Source organism: Rhizobium esperanzae (assembly GCF_014197615.1).
GTDB lineage: Bacteria > Pseudomonadota > Alphaproteobacteria > Rhizobiales > Rhizobiaceae > Rhizobium > Rhizobium esperanzae_A.
Map to the genome: position 1 here is coordinate 35127 of NZ_JACIFY010000021.1, position 14974 is coordinate 50100.

13 protein-coding genes are annotated in these 14974 nt (G+C 61.6%); 11 read left to right on the plus strand and 2 right to left on the minus strand.

The genetic code is table 11. From position 1 onward, the window contains the following. Positions 1 to 74 precede the first annotated feature (74 nt). The 4 genes from GGD57_RS24210 to GGD57_RS24225 all read left to right on the plus strand — a co-directional run bounded on the left by GGD57_RS24210 (position 75) and on the right by GGD57_RS24225 (position 4406). A complete protein-coding gene (locus tag GGD57_RS24210; RefSeq protein WP_184472768.1) occupies positions 75 to 509 on the plus strand; it encodes a hypothetical protein in 435 nt (144 codons plus the stop codon). A 197-nt stretch (positions 510 to 706) separates the two neighbouring features. Then, positions 707 to 2749: a prolyl oligopeptidase family serine peptidase gene (locus tag GGD57_RS24215; protein ID WP_184472769.1), complete on the plus strand. Its 2043-nt coding sequence runs from the start codon at positions 707 to 709 to the stop codon at positions 2747 to 2749. Between the two features lie 113 nt (positions 2750 to 2862). Beyond that, the gene (locus GGD57_RS24220) at positions 2863 to 3789 is read left to right on the plus strand and encodes a Gfo/Idh/MocA family protein (RefSeq protein ID WP_184472770.1); all 927 of its coding nucleotides are present in this window, start codon (positions 2863 to 2865) and stop codon (positions 3787 to 3789) included. A gap of 65 nt (positions 3790 to 3854) precedes the next feature. Beyond that, positions 3855 to 4406, plus strand: coding sequence for a GrpB family protein (locus GGD57_RS24225; protein ID WP_184472771.1), 552 nt, complete (start codon positions 3855 to 3857; stop codon positions 4404 to 4406). 4 nt (positions 4407 to 4410) lie between these two features. Here GGD57_RS24225 and GGD57_RS24230 read toward each other — a convergent pair whose 3' ends face one another. Together GGD57_RS24230 and GGD57_RS24235 are read right to left on the minus strand one after the other, a co-directional pair. Then, complete coding sequence (locus GGD57_RS24230; protein WP_085736772.1) at positions 4411 to 4860, minus strand: DNA polymerase III subunit chi; 450 nt, start codon at positions 4858 to 4860, stop codon at positions 4411 to 4413. Beyond that, on the minus strand, positions 4860 to 6350 hold the full coding sequence (locus tag GGD57_RS24235; RefSeq protein ID WP_184472772.1) for a leucyl aminopeptidase: 1491 nt from the start codon (positions 6348 to 6350) through the stop codon (positions 4860 to 4862). Before GGD57_RS24235 ends, GGD57_RS24230 begins: the two co-directional genes overlap by 1 nt. Before the next feature lie 143 nt (positions 6351 to 6493). Here GGD57_RS24235 and GGD57_RS24240 point away from each other — a divergent pair, with 143 nt between their 5' ends. From GGD57_RS24240 to rsmA, 7 genes are all read left to right on the plus strand, one after another. Further along, positions 6494 to 7267, plus strand: a complete 774-nt coding sequence (locus GGD57_RS24240) for a phosphatase PAP2 family protein (RefSeq protein ID WP_184472773.1) — start codon at positions 6494 to 6496, stop codon at positions 7265 to 7267. Positions 7268 to 7367: 100 nt separating this feature from the next. After that, positions 7368 to 8549 (plus strand): LPS export ABC transporter permease LptF, encoded by a 1182-nt coding sequence (gene lptF / locus GGD57_RS24245; protein WP_184472774.1) that lies wholly within the window; start codon positions 7368 to 7370, stop codon positions 8547 to 8549. After that, the gene (gene lptG, locus GGD57_RS24250) at positions 8546 to 9634 is read left to right on the plus strand and encodes an LPS export ABC transporter permease LptG (protein ID WP_071090205.1); all 1089 of its coding nucleotides are present in this window, start codon (positions 8546 to 8548) and stop codon (positions 9632 to 9634) included. The genes lptF and lptG overlap by 4 nt, the downstream gene beginning before the upstream one ends. Next, positions 9634 to 11961, plus strand: coding sequence for an LPS assembly protein LptD (locus GGD57_RS24255; protein ID WP_184472775.1), 2328 nt, complete (start codon positions 9634 to 9636; stop codon positions 11959 to 11961). Before lptG ends, GGD57_RS24255 begins: the two co-directional genes overlap by 1 nt. 184 nt (positions 11962 to 12145) lie before the next feature. Next, positions 12146 to 13090, plus strand: coding sequence for a peptidylprolyl isomerase (locus tag GGD57_RS24260; protein ID WP_184472776.1), 945 nt, complete (start codon positions 12146 to 12148; stop codon positions 13088 to 13090). Positions 13091 to 13096: 6 nt separating this feature from the next. Next, entirely contained in the window at positions 13097 to 14125 is a 1029-nt protein-coding gene (pdxA, locus tag GGD57_RS24265) for a 4-hydroxythreonine-4-phosphate dehydrogenase PdxA (protein WP_184472777.1), read from the plus strand. Beyond that, a complete protein-coding gene (gene rsmA, locus GGD57_RS24270) occupies positions 14125 to 14952 on the plus strand; it encodes a 16S rRNA (adenine(1518)-N(6)/adenine(1519)-N(6))-dimethyltransferase RsmA (protein WP_184472778.1) in 828 nt (275 codons plus the stop codon). The genes pdxA and rsmA overlap by 1 nt, the downstream gene beginning before the upstream one ends. Positions 14953 to 14974: the final 22 nt, after the last annotated feature.

Genomic DNA, 14974 nt, shown 5'->3' on the forward strand with positions numbered 1-14974 from the left:
AATGCTTTCGGTCGAGTGTTGACTGGACCGCAACGCCGCTGCTTCTATTCGAGAGGATGTTGGGAGGAAGTGGCTTGTTTCGTTATTCCTGTGGCGTGTTGTTGGCTTGCATGCCGCTGGCTACCGCTCATGCTGAATCTCCAAATTTCTGCAGAAACAGTTCCAACCCGAACGAAGCAGTCGAGTCACGATTCATGGGACTTGAATACGCGCTCATGGCTCATGTTCTCGCGGAAAAATATTGCGGGGCTGAACCGAGGCCGATGGGTCCCCGATTTCTAGGATACATCGAGAAGCAGGGATGCGATTCAGGAACTGAGATCTACACAGATGTTGAAGCAGGTATCGCAAAAATGGAGGGCGGCGGCCTGAAGCTGCTCGCCCAGGGTGGAAATCCCAAACTAACGATGTCCAACGAACAGGTGCAAGAATGGGCGTCGACTGCTGCGAAAGAGCTTGGGGGATGCGACGCGTTGAAAAAGGCTCATGACGCCGAACTTGGACAGTAAGCGCTCCACTTGTGCAGGCTCGCTGACATATTGAGCCAGCGTTGTCGCCGGATTGAAAATAAGCCCACTCCTTCCATAGGCTGTTCCAGGGATGAGCCATTTGAACAGTCAGAGCATGAAGGACTCCGAAAACCGCTCACGTCTAGCCGCATCATGCGATAGATCTGTGCGAAATCAACGAAGCCGGCAGGTCAGCTATGAACCTTCACCTCGAAACGGACGATGATCCGCGCACGCGCCAATTCATCGACGAACACAACGCGCTTTCCGACGCGGTATTGCGAACACCGCAATTTGTCGAAGATCGTGATGCGATCAAGGCGCTGATCGAGCGGCAGGATAGGCTGATCGTCCCGATGCGCCGCGGCGCGTGGCTGTTCGATTTCCGCCAGAGCAAGGACAATCCGCTCGGCGTCTGGCTCCGTCTGCCGGCGGACCAGGCTCCCCTGCCCGACGCAGCCTGGGAGCCGGTGTTCGATCTCGACGCCTTCTGCGCCGGCGAAGGCAAGCGCTGGAACTGGCGCGGCGCCGTCACCTGCCCGTGGGAGCCGACGCGGGTGCTGCTCACGCTTTCGGACGGCGGCTCCGACCTTCTCCGGCTGCTCGAATTCGACGCCGAGAGGAAACAGATTGTGGAGGGCGGTTTCGATACGCCTGCCGCGCGCTCGCACGCCAATTGGCTGAGCCTCGACGAGATCTGCTATTTCGGTTCCATCGACCGATATTCGGCGACCCGCTCGGGATGGCCGCGGGTCGGGCGGCGATTGACGCGCGGGCAGCGGCCGGAAGAGGCCGCCATCATGTTCGAGGCCGCCGACGAGGACGTCTACGGTTTCAATCTCGTCATCGACCCTGCCCTGTCGGGCGCCCCCGCGAATGCCGGACTGATCGACATTTTCGTCGCCGCCCATGAGATCGGCGTTTCAAGCGCGTTCCTGATCGGCAACGGCGGCGCGCGGCGGCGCATCGATCTGCCCGAGGAGGCGGATTTCCAGTTCAATCACGATCATTGCCTTTGGCGGGCAAAGACCGATGAGCGCGTTGCCACCGGCAGCCTCGTGCTGCAGCGCTTCGATCCGACCTCTGAGACGGCCGTGCTCGGGCCTGAACAGATCCTGTTTCAGCCTGGCGAGGGCCAGTCGATCTCGCAGATGATGCTGATGCGTCAGTGGTGCGTCTTCATCATCTCCGACCGGCTGCGTCCGCGCCTCCTGGTGCTGGACCTGACCAGGCCCGATGCCGAAGAGCGCGAGATCGCGCTGCCGGCCGACATGCAGACGGCTTATTTCAGGCCGCTGCACGCCGATCTGCACCTCGGCGACGATACGCTCCACATCGTCGGCCAGGGCTTCCTGCAGCCTCCGGCCTGCTACCGGCTGGAACTCTCGGATCGCAGCAAGGAACCCGAACCGATTTTCGTCGCGGCTGCGCCACGTTATTTCGACGCGACGGATATGTCATCCGAACTGCTGGAAGCGGTGTCGGAAGACGGAACAAAAGTGCCCTACCGGCTGGTCCTGCCGAAGCACTGGACCAAGGGCGCTTTGCCGGTATTGCTTTACGGCTATGGCGGCTTCGATGTCTCGCTATCGCCGACCTATTCCGGCGTAACAGGGCGCTGGCTGGAACAGGGCGGCGCCTATGTACAGGCCTATATCCGCGGCGGCGGCGAATTCGGGCCCGACTGGTATCGCAGCGCCAAGCGGCAGGGGCGAGACCGGGCGTTTGCCGATTTCGTCGCCATCGCCCGCGATCTCGTTGCCCGCGGCTATACCGTGCCGTCGCGGATCGCCTGCCAGGGCGGCAGCAATGGCGGCCTGCTGACCGGGGTGATGCTGACGCGTTACCCACAGGATTTCGGCGCCGTCTGGTGCCAGGTGCCGGTGCTCGACATGACACGCTTCCACCTGTTCAGCGCAGGACAGGCCTGGATGGACGAATATGGCGACCCGGAGATGCCGGAAGACCGGGATTTCATGCTCGGTTATTCGCCGCTTCACAATGTCAGGCCGGCGACGGAGATTGCCTATCCGCCGATCTATATCGAAAGCTCCGCCAATGACGACCGCGTGCATCCCTCGCATGCGCGCCGCTTCGCCGCACGGCTGGAGGAGGCAGGACACCAGCCGCTCTTCCATGAATTCGGCTCCGGCGGGCATGGCGGCGACGGCAATTCGCAAGAGCGCGCCGCCCGTGCGGCGCTGGGTTACAGCTTCCTTCGCCAAACTATCATGAGGTAGATGGGCCATCATGCGGTAGGATAGAAGAGAATGAAGGGGAGAGCTTGTCGACGCTCTCCTTTCTGCTAAAAGAAGCGCAATAAATCATACTTTTCACAGGCTCGAGCGAAACCATGTCTCCAATCAACCTCGCCATCGTCGGCGTCGGCAAGATCGTCCGCGACCAGCACCTTCCTGCCATCGCCAAGAACCCGGATTTCAAGCTCGTCGCTACGGCGAGCCGCCATGGCACCGTCGAAGGCATCAACAGCTATACGACGATCGAGGCGATGCTCGACGCCGAGCCTTCCATCGATGCCGTATCGCTGTGCATGCCGCCGCAATATCGCTACGACGCCGCCCATAAGGCGCTCGTCGCCGGCAAGCACGTCTTCCTGGAAAAGCCGCCCGGCGCAACGCTGAGCGAAGTGGCCGATCTCGAGTCGCTTGCGAGCAAGCAGGGGGCGTCGCTCTTTGCCAGCTGGCACTCGCGTTATGCGCCGGCCGTCGAAGCCGCCAAGGCGTTTCTTGCCGCGACGACGATCAAAAGCGTGCACGTGATCTGGAAGGAGGATGTCCGCCACTGGCATCCGAACCAGGACTGGATCTGGCAGGCCGGCGGTCTTGGCGTTTTCGATCCCGGCATCAACGCCCTTTCGATCGTCACCCACATCCTGCCGCGGCAGATCTTCATCACGGGAGCCGTGCTCGAATTCCCTGACAACCGCGACGCGCCCATCGCTGCCGACATTCGCTTCCAGGATGCCGGCGGCCTGCCCGTTCATGCCGAATTCGACTGGCGCCAGACCGGCAAGCAGAGCTGGGACATCGTTGCGGAAACGGCGGCCGGCCAGATGGTTCTCGCCGAGGGCGGCGCCAAGCTTTCGGTGGATGGCACGCTGACCTTCGCCGAGCCGGAACAGGAATATCCCTCGCTCTATCGTCGCTTCGCCGAAATCGTCAAAGCCGGCAAATCGGATGTCGATCTCGCACCGCTGCGCCACGTCGCCGACGCCTTCATGCTCGGCAAGCGCAAATTCGTCGAGGCGTTCCACGACTGATTGGCCAGATGCCACCACTCCGGCTACATGCTAAAGTGGCGGCCTAACGCTCGAAGGCCGCCTCCATGCAGCAGGAGCAGGATGAATCGTTTGGGCTGGGCGTCAGGCATCTGACGGTCAGACTTTCCGATCCCAATGCGAAATGGGGCGAGGCCTATCTGCTGGAGGAGACCAGGATTCGCGATGCGCTTGGCCCTCTGGCGCTCGATATCCAACATTTCGGCAGCACCGCCATTCCAGGCATCAAGGCAAAGCCGATCATCGACATCCTGGTCGGCATCCCCAGCCTTGAGGATGGGCTTGCCTGCATCGGGCCAATGGAAAAGATCGGCTACGACTATGCCGGTGCGGATATCGTGCCCGATGACCACCTCTTCGGCCGAGGTGTCATCGGCGAGACGCGCACGCATCTCGCCCATGTCGTCGAATATCAAGGTTTCAACTGGAGACGGAACATTCTCTTCCGCGACAGGCTACAAGGCGATACAACGCTCGCGCTGGCTTATGAGGAACTGAAGATCGGCCTGGCGCAGAAGTTCGCCGAGAGCCGCGCGGCCTACACCGGCGCAAAGAAGGTCTTCATCGACAAGGTTCTGGCCGAAGCCGGTTTTGCCTGACAATTCAGGCCTTCTTCTCCCACCGCCCTTCCGGGGTCTGCTGCCAATAGGTGAGGTTGTGCCCCTCGCCTTTCAGCTTCTTCCACTGCGCGCGGGCGGCCTCCAGCTGCTCCTGGTCGTGACCGTCGAACATGAAGACGATGCGCTCATAGGCCTCGACCGGCGGCGGCTCGGCGCCGTCGATGATGAAACGCACGGTCGCCGCATTGGCATTGCCTGACGTCACCGTCAAAAGCACCGGCTGGCTTTCGGCGAAATCGCCCTCGTCGATGCCGTGCGGCAGGAAGCTCTCCTCGCGGAAAGTCCAAAGATGCGCGTCGAGAGCATCGCGCCGCGCCGGCTCACGCGTCTGGACGGCAACGCGCCAGCCGCGCTCGACGCTTTTGTCGATCAGCGGCGGAAGCGCGTCTTCCAGCCTGGTTTCGGTCAGATGATAGAAGAGAACGTCCGTCATCAGGCTTCATAATGGGCGCGAACGAGTTCGTCGAGCAGGCGCACGCCGAAACCGGAACCCCAGGACTGGTTGATCTCATCCTGCGGCGAGCCCATCGCCGTGCCGGCGATATCGAGATGCGCCCAGGGCGTATCCTGTACGAAGCGCTTGAGGAAATGCGCCGCGGTGATCGAGCCGGCCTGCCGGCCGCCGGTATTCTTCATGTCGGCGAACTTGCTGTCGATCAGCTTGTCGTAGTCCTTGCCGAGCGGCATGCGCCAGAGCTTCTCGTTTGTGGAAAGGCCGGCTGCCGTCAGCCGGGCGGAAAGCTGGTCGTCATTGGAGAACAGGCCGGCATGCACGTTGCCGAGCGCCACGACGATTGCGCCGGTCAGCGTGGCGAGATTGATCATGAACTGCGGATTGAAACGATCATTGCAGTACCAGAGCGCATCGCAAAGCACGAGGCGGCCTTCGGCATCGGTATTGATCACCTCGATCGTCTGGCCGGACATCGAGGTGACGATGTCGCCCGGACGCTGGGCGTTGCCATCAGGCATGTTCTCGACCAGGCCGATAATGCCGACGGCGTTGACGGCGGCCTTGCGGGAGGCGAGCACATGCATAAGGCCGGTGACGGCTGCCGCACCCCCCATATCGCCCTTCATGTCCTCCATGCCCGCCGCCGGCTTGATCGAAATGCCGCCGGTATCGAAAACGACGCCCTTGCCGATAAAGGCGATGGGTCGATCCTTGGCCTTGCCGCCCTTCCACTGCATGACCGCCAGGCGCGGCGGACGCACGGAACCCTGGGCAACGCCGAGAAGGGCGCCCATGCCGAGACGGCGCATCTCCTTCTCGGTCAGGACCTCCACCTCGACGCCGAGCTTTTCCAGTTCCTTCGCCTTGGCGGCGAACTCGACAGGCCCGAGCACGTTCGGCGGTTCGTTGACGAGGTCGCGGGCAAGATTGACGCCGCCGGCGACCGCTTCGGAATCGGCAAACGCCTTCTTGGCGCCGGCGGGATCGGCGGTGACGATCGTCACCTTGACTAACTTCGCCGGCTTCTCCTCGTCGTCGCCCTTCTTCGTCTTATAGGTATCGAAGCTATAGGCGCGCAGCAGCAGGCCGAGGGCGAAATCGGCGGCTGCCCGCGCGCTCGTCTCGAGGCCGGGCACGTCGATGAAGATGGCGGCCTTGTCCGTATTCTTGATTTTCGCCGCCGCAGCGCCGCCGGCCTTCAGCCAATCATGGGGCGTGAGGCCGGCGGCCTTGCCGAGCCCGATGACGACAATGCGCTCGACGGAGGCGCCTTCCGGGGCGACAATATCGAGCGCACTCATGGATTTCGCGGAGAACCGGGCGATCCTGGCAGCCTTGGCGATCACGCCGGCCGGATCGACCGTGTCGGCGCCCGCAGGGCTGTCGGCGTCTGCGGTCTTCAACAAGATCGCCAGGCCGCCACTGAGCTTTGCCGACTTTGAGAATGAAATTTCGAACTTTGCTGACATGTCTTCTCCGCTGGGATTCTCGAAATCCGTCCCTGGCGGATAATTTCGCGTTTGGCGGGTCTGTCAATGGCTGGCGACAATTGTTATGGTCGCCCGCGGCCATCACGGCCCTCATGTTTTCGTCAGTTTCGTAGATATTCGCGTTGACAGTTTTCCCGAAAAATCCATGGCGGAGCCTGGCAATCCGCCTGCCGAAAACGACTTTCGGCGCATTCATGCTGCTGTTCTGGACGTGGTGGGTGCTGCTTGCCGTCTTTCGCGCCTTTCCCGCGATAGACATCTATTTTTCCCAGCTTTTTTTCCTGGCCACGGATTGCGACGCGACGGCGGCCCCCGGAAGCATCTGCGGCGGCTTTCCCTATCGCGATTCCGGAAATTTCGACCTGCTGCGCACCATCTTCTTCCGGCTGCCCTATGTCGTGGCAATCGTCATGGCGTGGAAACTCATCGAATGTTACCAGCAGCATGGCGCGACCTTCAACGCGGAACGAGCAAACAAGCTGAAGGTCTCGCTCGGAACGCTGCTGATCGGGCCGGTGCTGCTCGTCAATGTTATCCTGAAGGAACATTGGGGCCGGCCGCGGCCGATCCAGACGGATATTTTCGGCGGTGCGCTGCATTTCGTCGAGGCAGGTTCGCTTGCCGGAAAATGCGTTTCGAACTGCTCCTTCATCTCAGGCGAGGCAGCGGGCGCCGGCTGGCTCTTCTGCCTTCTTCTGTTCGTTCCGAAATCCCTTCGCTATGCAGTGGCAGCCCCCGTGGCGGCGATCTCGATCCTGACGCCGGCGATGCGGCTATCCTTCGGCGCGCATTACCTTTCCGACGTCGTTCTCGGATGGCTTTCGTCGCTTGTCGTCTTCGCCGCGTTGCTGGCGTTAACTGAGTCGCAACAGCATCGAAAAAATTCTGAAATTTGAATGAATTTTTGACACCAGCTTGTCGCAAAAGCGCGACAAAGAGCGTAGAGGGATTCTCCTGCAAAGCCGTTTGGGCGTGCAGGTGCTTTCAAGGGCAGGCATGAAACTACTCGAGACATACATATTGCGGCGCGTCGGCCAGATGTTTCTCGTGGCGCTCCTGCCCGTTCTGGCGATCATTTGGACGACACAGGTTCTGCAGCGCATCAACCTGGTCACCGACAGCGGCCAGTCGATCGGCTCGTTCGCCAAGCTCGCGACGATGATCCTGCCGTCGATCATTCCCGTCGTACTGCCCTTTGCCCTCGTTATCGCGATCACCCAGACGCTGACGACGATGAACAACGATTCCGAACTCACCGTCATCGACGCGGCGGGAGCGCGGCGCAGCGTGCTGATCCGCCCGATCCTGCTGCTTGCCGCCGTCGTCAGCGTGTTTTCCTTCTTCGTCGACAACGTCGTCGAGCCGCGCGCAAAGACCGTCGTGCGCCAGATGATCGCCGAGACCTATGCCGACCTGCTCTCTTCGGTGATCGAAGAGAAGACCTTCCGCAAGCTGGATGAAGGCCTTTATGTGCAGATCTCGAAGCGGATGGCCGGCCGTATGCTGAAGGGCCTTTTCGTCGCCGACGAGCGCGACCCGGCCTATGAGCTGATCTATTATGCGAAGGAAGGCGCCGTCGACGATACGGGCACGACGCTGATCATGCATGAGGGCGAAGTGCACCGCAAAACGCCGGACGGCAACGTCTCGGTGATCAATTTCGATTCCTACTCCTTCGACCTCTCCGACATGACCGAGAATCGCGGCCAGGCGACGCTGCGCGCCAGCGACCGTGACCTGTGGTTCCTGATCAATCCGGATCCGGCCGACAAGGACTATACGATCCGGCCGCAGAGCTACCGCGCCGAACTGCATCGCCGGCTGACGGACTGGATCCTGCCCGTGGTCTTCGCGCTGTTTTCGCTGGCGATCGCCGGCGATGCGCGCTCGCACCGCGAAGCGCGGCTGCATCCGATGGTGAGCGCGCTCGCCTATGCCTTCGCGCTCAGGTGGGCGGCCTTCTACGCGGCCAATCAGATCGACACCGACCCTGAATATATCGTCGTTCTCTATGCCATACCGATCGTCAGCAGCATCGTCTCGATCGTCTTCCTCGGCCTTCACAAACGACTGGCCATGCCTTCGTTCGTTCGCGACCGGATGTCGTCTTTCTGGAGACGGATGCAGGAAAGGCTGCTTGCAGCTACCGGCAGGACCGGCAGGGATGCCGCCCAATGATGTTCGGGACATTGTCGCGTTATTTCTTTCGCCGCTACCTGGTGACGATGGGCTGGTTCCTGATCGGCGTCTCGGCGATTTCCTTCCTTCTCGATTTCAGCGAGACGGCGGGCCGAATGTCCGGCCTCCCCGGCTATACGATCGGCGGCGGCATCCTGATGACCGCCGTGCGCCTGCCGCTCATCCTGCAGCAGACAGTGCCCTTCATCGCGCTGTTCGTCGGCATGACGGTGCTGATCGGGCTCAACCGCAAATATGAGCTTGTCGTCACGCGCGCAGCCGGCATTTCGGTCTGGCAGTTCATGTCTCCCTTCATCGCCGGCTCGCTGCTGCTCGGCATACTGACGATGACGGCGCTCAACCCGCTTGCCGCCTGGGGCCAGCGCCAGGCGCTGCTGGTCGAATCCGATTGGCGCGGCGAGAACGCGGTTCTGCGCAAGGCGCCGCAGATTCCGTGGCTGCGCCAGATCAGCGGCCGCGACGATGTCATCATCGGCGCCCACACGGTTCAGGAGAACGGAACCAAGCTGATCGACGCCGTGCTGATCCATTTCGATTCAAGCGGTCAGGTCATTCTGAGACAGGATGCTGCGACGGCGAAATTGGAAGATGGTTACTGGCAACTTAACAACGTTGTCGAGCGCAAGCCTGGCGAAATCCCCGTGCGTAAAGCTTCGGTTCAACTTCGCACCAATCTGAAACAGGACTTCGTCCAGGAGCGGCTGACGGCGCCGGAAACAATTGGTTTCTTTGACCTTTCCAACCGCATTGCCGCGGCCAAATCCTTCGGCATCTCGACCAAGGCGCTGGAGACTCAATTCAACTCGCTGTTGTCCCAGCCATTGCTGCTGGTGGCGATGACTTTCATTGCTGCAACAGTGTCCCTAAAATTTAGCCGGTTCAACCAATCCCGCTCCGTGATTCTGGGTGGCATCCTTTCGGGCTTCGTGCTTTATGTCATCACCGTGCTTGTAAAGGCATTCGGAAGCAGTGGAGTCGTGCCTCCCTTCGTGGCGACGTGGATACCGGTGGTCGTCGCGCTGGCCTTGGGTGCGACTATTCTGCTTCATCAGGAGGACGGCTAGTGGCGGCAGGCGACCGCAAGTATTTTAGTAAACAGTTGGTTGCCCTGCTTGTCAGCGCGGCTTCATGTTCCTATTTCGGCAGCGCTCCGGCCTCCTACGGCCAGGCCAGCGCACCCGAACAAAATATAGCGAAGAAGATTCCTGAAGAGGCCAAGCTTCTGCTTTCGGCCAATGAACTCGTCTATAACCGTGACGCCGACCTGGTGTCGGCGGTCGGCGGCGTGCAGATCAATTATGGCGGCTATAAAATGGTCGCGCAGAAGGTCGAGTACAATCAGAAGACCGGCCGGATGATGGCGCTCGGCAATGTCGAGATGGTCAGCCCGGACGGCAACCGCATCTATGCCGACAACCTTGACGTGACCGACAATTTTTCCGACGGTTTCCTCAACTCGCTGCGCATTGAAACCACCGACAATACGCGTATCGTCGCCGAAAGCGGCGAGCGCGTCGGCGGCACGAAGATGATTCTCAACAAGGGCGTCTACACCGCCTGCCTGCCCTGCGCCGAAGATCCGAAGCGCGCGCCATTCTGGCAGGTCAAAGCCAAGCGGGTGATCCAGAACGGCGTGACGCACACGATCCGTCTGGAAAGTGCGCGCTTCGAGCTGCTCGGCTATCCGATCGCCTTCCTGCCGTTCATCGAGGTTCCCGACAATACGGTGAAGCGCAAGTCGGGCTTTCTCTTCCCGACGATGAGCCTGTCGCAGAACCTCGGCTTCGGCCTTTCCATTCCTTATTATTACGTGATCTCGCCGAGCATGGACGCGACGGTCACCACCACCGGCTACACCGCCCAGGGCTTCCTCGTCGAAGGCGAGTTCCGCCAGCGCTTCGAAAACGGCACGCATATCCTGCGCGTCGCCGGCATCGACCAGGCAAAGCCGGACAATTTCAGCTCGGGCACCAGCGATGCCGAAGCCAGCCGGCGTGGCATGGTGGCGTCCAAGGCTGAATTCCGCATCAATCCGCGCTGGACGTTCGGCTGGGACGTCATGGTGCAGAGCGACAACAATTTCTCGAAGACCTACAAGCTGCGGGACCTGACCGGCACGGATCACACCAACCAGATCTACCTGACCGGGCTTGGGAAGCGCAATTATTTCGACATGCGGGCGTTCTATTTCGACGTCCAGGATGCCGACCGGACGAACACGGCCGAAAAGCAGCAGGCGATCGTCTATCCGTCGCTCGACTATCATTATGTGGCGCCGCAGCCGCTGGCGGGCGGCGAGCTTTCGGCCGACGTCAACCTGACCAATATTTCGCGCACCCATGACGACTTCTATACCGTCGACGGCTTCGACCGCTTTCGCGGCTTGAAGGGCCAGACCTCGCGGCTCACCGGCGAATTGGAGTGGAAGCGCACCTATGTCACGCCGACCGGCCTGGTGATCACACCGCTGCTGGCCGCGCGCGGCGATGCCTTCGCGCTTAATATGAACGACCCCACAGGTTACGGCGGCAATTATCTCGACGACAATTCCGCTACCCGTTCGATGTTCACGGCCGGGCTGGAGATGCGTTACCCGATCCTGATGACGACCGAGAACAGCACCCATATCCTCGAGCCGATCGCGCAGATCTATGCCCGTCCCGATGAGCAGCTCGCCGGCCGGCTGCCGAACGAGGATGCGCAGAGCTTCGTCTTCGATGCCACGTCGCTGTTCGACCGCGATAAATTTTCGGGCTACGACCGCGTCGAAGGCGGCACCCGCGCCAATCTCGGCGTCCAGTATACCGGCACGTTCGACAGCGGCTACAAGCTGCACGGCATCTTCGGCCAATCCTATCAGATTGCCGGCCAGAACTCGTTTGCGACCGACGACCTCGTCAATGTCGGCGCCGATTCCGGCCTTGAAACCACGCGCTCCGATTATGTCGGCCTCGGCGGCGTCGAGACGCCCTACGGCGTTTCGGTGACGGCCTCCTATCGTCTCGACGAGAAGGATTTCGAGTTCCGCCGCGGCGACCTGACGACGGCCTACCAGAACGACACCTTCCAGACGCAGGTGACCTACACCCATCTCAGCGCCCAGCCGGCATATGGCTTTGCCGAGGACAACGACGAGATCCAGACCAACAGTAAAATCAAGTTCAAGGATTATTGGTCGATCTTCGGCGGCATCGCCTGGGACCTGAACAATGACGTACTCAGCCGCAAGACGCTCGGTCTCACCTATGAGGACGAATGCACGATCTTCACGATCGCCTACACGGATACAAGGGACTCCAACGACGAAACGGCAAGTGACTGGACGATCGGCGCACGGCTGACCTTCCGCACGCTCGGCGATATCAAGATCGGCACAAACACCCTGGAATGACGGGCGGGCGGCGCGAACATGGCCTGAAGCCATTCTTTCGCCGTAAGCCTGTGCAGGACATTGCCGCCAGTCGATATCTGAGGCATAGGGGTTTCGCGCCGTGACGGAAGCGATGTCCGCGTGTCTCGCACTGTGATAAAAACGCCGCGAACAACGGCTCGCGACGCTATCGGGAGGTCAACGGATGATTGACGCGAAAAAAGCCATAACCACGTTCCTCGCCGGGGCTACGTTTGCCTTGCTGACGGGTGTTGCCGCTCCAGCGCTTGCGGCAAGCGAGGTCAAGGCCGTGGTGAACGGCACGGCCATCACCAGCGGCGATGTCGCCAAGCGCCAAGCCTTCCTGCGGCTGCAGCATACCAAGGCCGACGCCAAGGCTGCCGAGGAGCAATTGATCGACGAGTCGCTCAAGCGGCAGGAGGTCGCCCGCGTTCATATGTCGGTTTCGCAGCAGGACGTCGATGCGTCTTTCGCGCGCTTTTCGGCCGGCAACAAGCTTTCCGTCGAGCAGATGTCGCAGATCCTCGATCGTGCCGGCGTCGGGGTCGACCATTTCAAAGGTTTCATCGCCGTGCAGATGAGCTGGCCGCGCGTGGTCAACGCGCGCTACGGTTCGACCTCGCGGCTGTCGAACTATGACCTCGTCTCGCGCATGATGCAGAACAACAAGCAGAAGCCGGTGACGACCGAATATATGCTGCAGCAGATCATCTTCGTCATTCCGCAAGCCAAGCGCAACGCCATCGCCGGCAAGCGCAAGGGCGAAGCGGAGGCATCGCGCTCGAAGTTTCCGGGCTGCGATCAGTCAAAGGTCTTTGCCGCGACGATGCGCGACGTTTCCGTGCGCGATCTCGGCCGCATGCTCGCCCCCGAGATCCCGCCGGATTGGAAGCCGCTGGTCGAACAGGCCAAAGGCAATACGACAGGGACCCGCGTCACCGACAAGGGCGTCGAATATCTGGCAATCTGCAGCCAGCGCCAGGTTTCCGACGACCAGGCGGCCGAAATGGTCTTCCGCCAGGAAGATCTCGGCAAGTCCAAGGACAGCAAGGACGCCAGCCCGGAAAACGAAAACAGCAAGAAGTACCTGGATGAACTGCGCAAGAAGGCGCAGATCGCCTATCGTTGATCTGCGATGACGATACCGTTTTCGCGACCGCTTGCGCTGAGCCAGGGCGACCCCGCCGGCATCGGGCCGGATATTACGCTGATGGCCTGGCTGCGGCGGCGCGAACTCGGGCTGCCGCCTTTCTTCCTGATCGGCGATCCCGGCGTATTGGCGTTGAGAGCGCGCCAGCTCAACCTGGCGGTTTCGATCCGCGAGACCGATAAAGCAAGCGAGGCCGCCGGCATGTTTGCCGATGCGCTGCCCGTCATGCCGGTGTCTGCCGGTATCGAAGTGGTTGCCGGCGAGCCACATGTTGCAACGGCGAAAGGCACGATCGCGGCGATCGAGAAAGCCGTGTCGCTCGTCATCGGCGGCGAGGCGACGGCGGTCGTCACCAATCCGATCGCCAAGTCGGTACTCTACGAAGCAGGTTTCCGGTTTCCCGGCCATACCGAATTTCTCGCCGATCTCGCCACGAGAGCGACCGGCCGGCCGGTGACGCCTGTGATGATGCTTTCGGGACCGAAGCTCAGGGCCATTCCGGTCACCATCCACATCCCGGTCCGGGACGTGCCGCAGGCGCTGACCGGCGAACTGATCATGGAAACCTGCCGGATCGCCCATGAAGATCTGAGGCAGCGCTTCGGCATCGCAGCACCGCGGCTGGCCGTCGCCGGCCTCAACCCGCATGCGGGCGAAGACGGAACGATCGGCAGAGAGGACGAGGATATCATCCGCCCGGCGATCGAGCGCCTGCGCGACGAGGGCATCGATGCGATCGGCCCCCTGCCCGCCGACACCATGTTCCATGACGAGGCGCGGGCGCGGTACGACGTCGCCGTCTGCATGTATCACGACCAGGCGCTGATCCCGGCCAAGGCACTCGGTTTCGACGACAGCGTCAATGTGACGCTCGGGCTTCCTTTCGTGCGCACCTCGCCCGATCACGGCACCGCGTTCGGCATTGCCGGCAAAGGGCTGGCGCGCGAGCAGAGCCTGGTTGCGGCGCTGAAGCTTGCAGCCCAGCTCGGCCGCATTCAGGAAAGCCGTCGCTGATGGCAGCACTCGATGGCCTGCCGCCGCTTCGCGACGTCATCCAGCGTCACGGCCTTGATGCGCGCAAGGCGCTCGGGCAGAACTTCCTGCTCGACCTCAACCTGACGCAGAAGATCGCCCGTACGGCCGGTCCGCTTGAAGATGCGACGATCTTCGAGGTCGGCCCCGGCCCCGGCGGGCTGACGCGGGCAATCCTGGCGCTCGGCGCCCGGAAGGTCATCGCCGTCGAGCGGGATGCCCGCTGCCTGCCGGCGCTCGCCGAAATCGTCGATCATTATCCCGGCCGGCTGGAGGTGATCGAAGGCGATGCGCTGAAGACGGATTTCGAGGCGCTGGCGCCTGATGGGCCGGTCAAGATCATTGCCAACCTGCCCTACAATGTCGGCACACAGCTTTTGGTTAACTGGCTGCTGCCGAAAGCCTGGCCGCCATTCTGGCGGTCGCTGACGCTGATGTTCCAGAAGGAAGTCGGCGAGCGTATCGTTGCCGGTGAAGACGACGACCATTATGGCCGTCTCGGCGTGCTCTGCGGCTGGCGGACGGAGGCACGGATGGCCTTCGACGTGCCGCCGCAGGCCTTCACGCCGCCGCCGAAGGTGACGTCGACGGTGGTGCATCTGACACCTCGGGAAAACCCGATCCCCTGCGCTGTCGGCAATCTGGAAAAGGTAACGCAGGCGGCCTTCGGCCAGCGCCGCAAGATGCTGCGCCAGAGCCTGAAACCGCTCGGCGGCGAGAGCCTGCTCGTCAAGGCCGGGATCGATCCGGCGCGCCGGGCGGAGACCCTGTCGGTCGAGGAATTCTGCCTTCTCGCAAATAGCCTTTAGCGCCACATCTCCTGGTGGATGC

Coding starts and splice junctions, on each gene's coding strand:
- lptG (WP_071090205.1), top strand. CDS start 8,546: ATGATGTTCGGGACATTGTCGCGTTATTTCTTTCGCCGCTACCTGGTG.
- lptF (WP_184472774.1), top strand. CDS start 7,368: ATGAAACTACTCGAGACATACATATTGCGGCGCGTCGGCCAGATGTTT.
- rsmA (WP_184472778.1), top strand. CDS start 14,125: ATGGCAGCACTCGATGGCCTGCCGCCGCTTCGCGACGTCATCCAGCGT.
- pdxA (WP_184472777.1), top strand. CDS start 13,097: ATGACGATACCGTTTTCGCGACCGCTTGCGCTGAGCCAGGGCGACCCC.
- GGD57_RS24215 (WP_184472769.1), top strand. CDS start 707: ATGAACCTTCACCTCGAAACGGACGATGATCCGCGCACGCGCCAATTC.
- GGD57_RS24225 (WP_184472771.1), top strand. CDS start 3,855: ATGCAGCAGGAGCAGGATGAATCGTTTGGGCTGGGCGTCAGGCATCTG.
- GGD57_RS24235 (WP_184472772.1), bottom strand. CDS start 6,350: ATGTCAGCAAAGTTCGAAATTTCATTCTCAAAGTCGGCAAAGCTCAGT.
- GGD57_RS24230 (WP_085736772.1), bottom strand. CDS start 4,860: ATGACGGACGTTCTCTTCTATCATCTGACCGAAACCAGGCTGGAAGAC.
- GGD57_RS24260 (WP_184472776.1), top strand. CDS start 12,146: ATGATTGACGCGAAAAAAGCCATAACCACGTTCCTCGCCGGGGCTACG.
- GGD57_RS24220 (WP_184472770.1), top strand. CDS start 2,863: ATGTCTCCAATCAACCTCGCCATCGTCGGCGTCGGCAAGATCGTCCGC.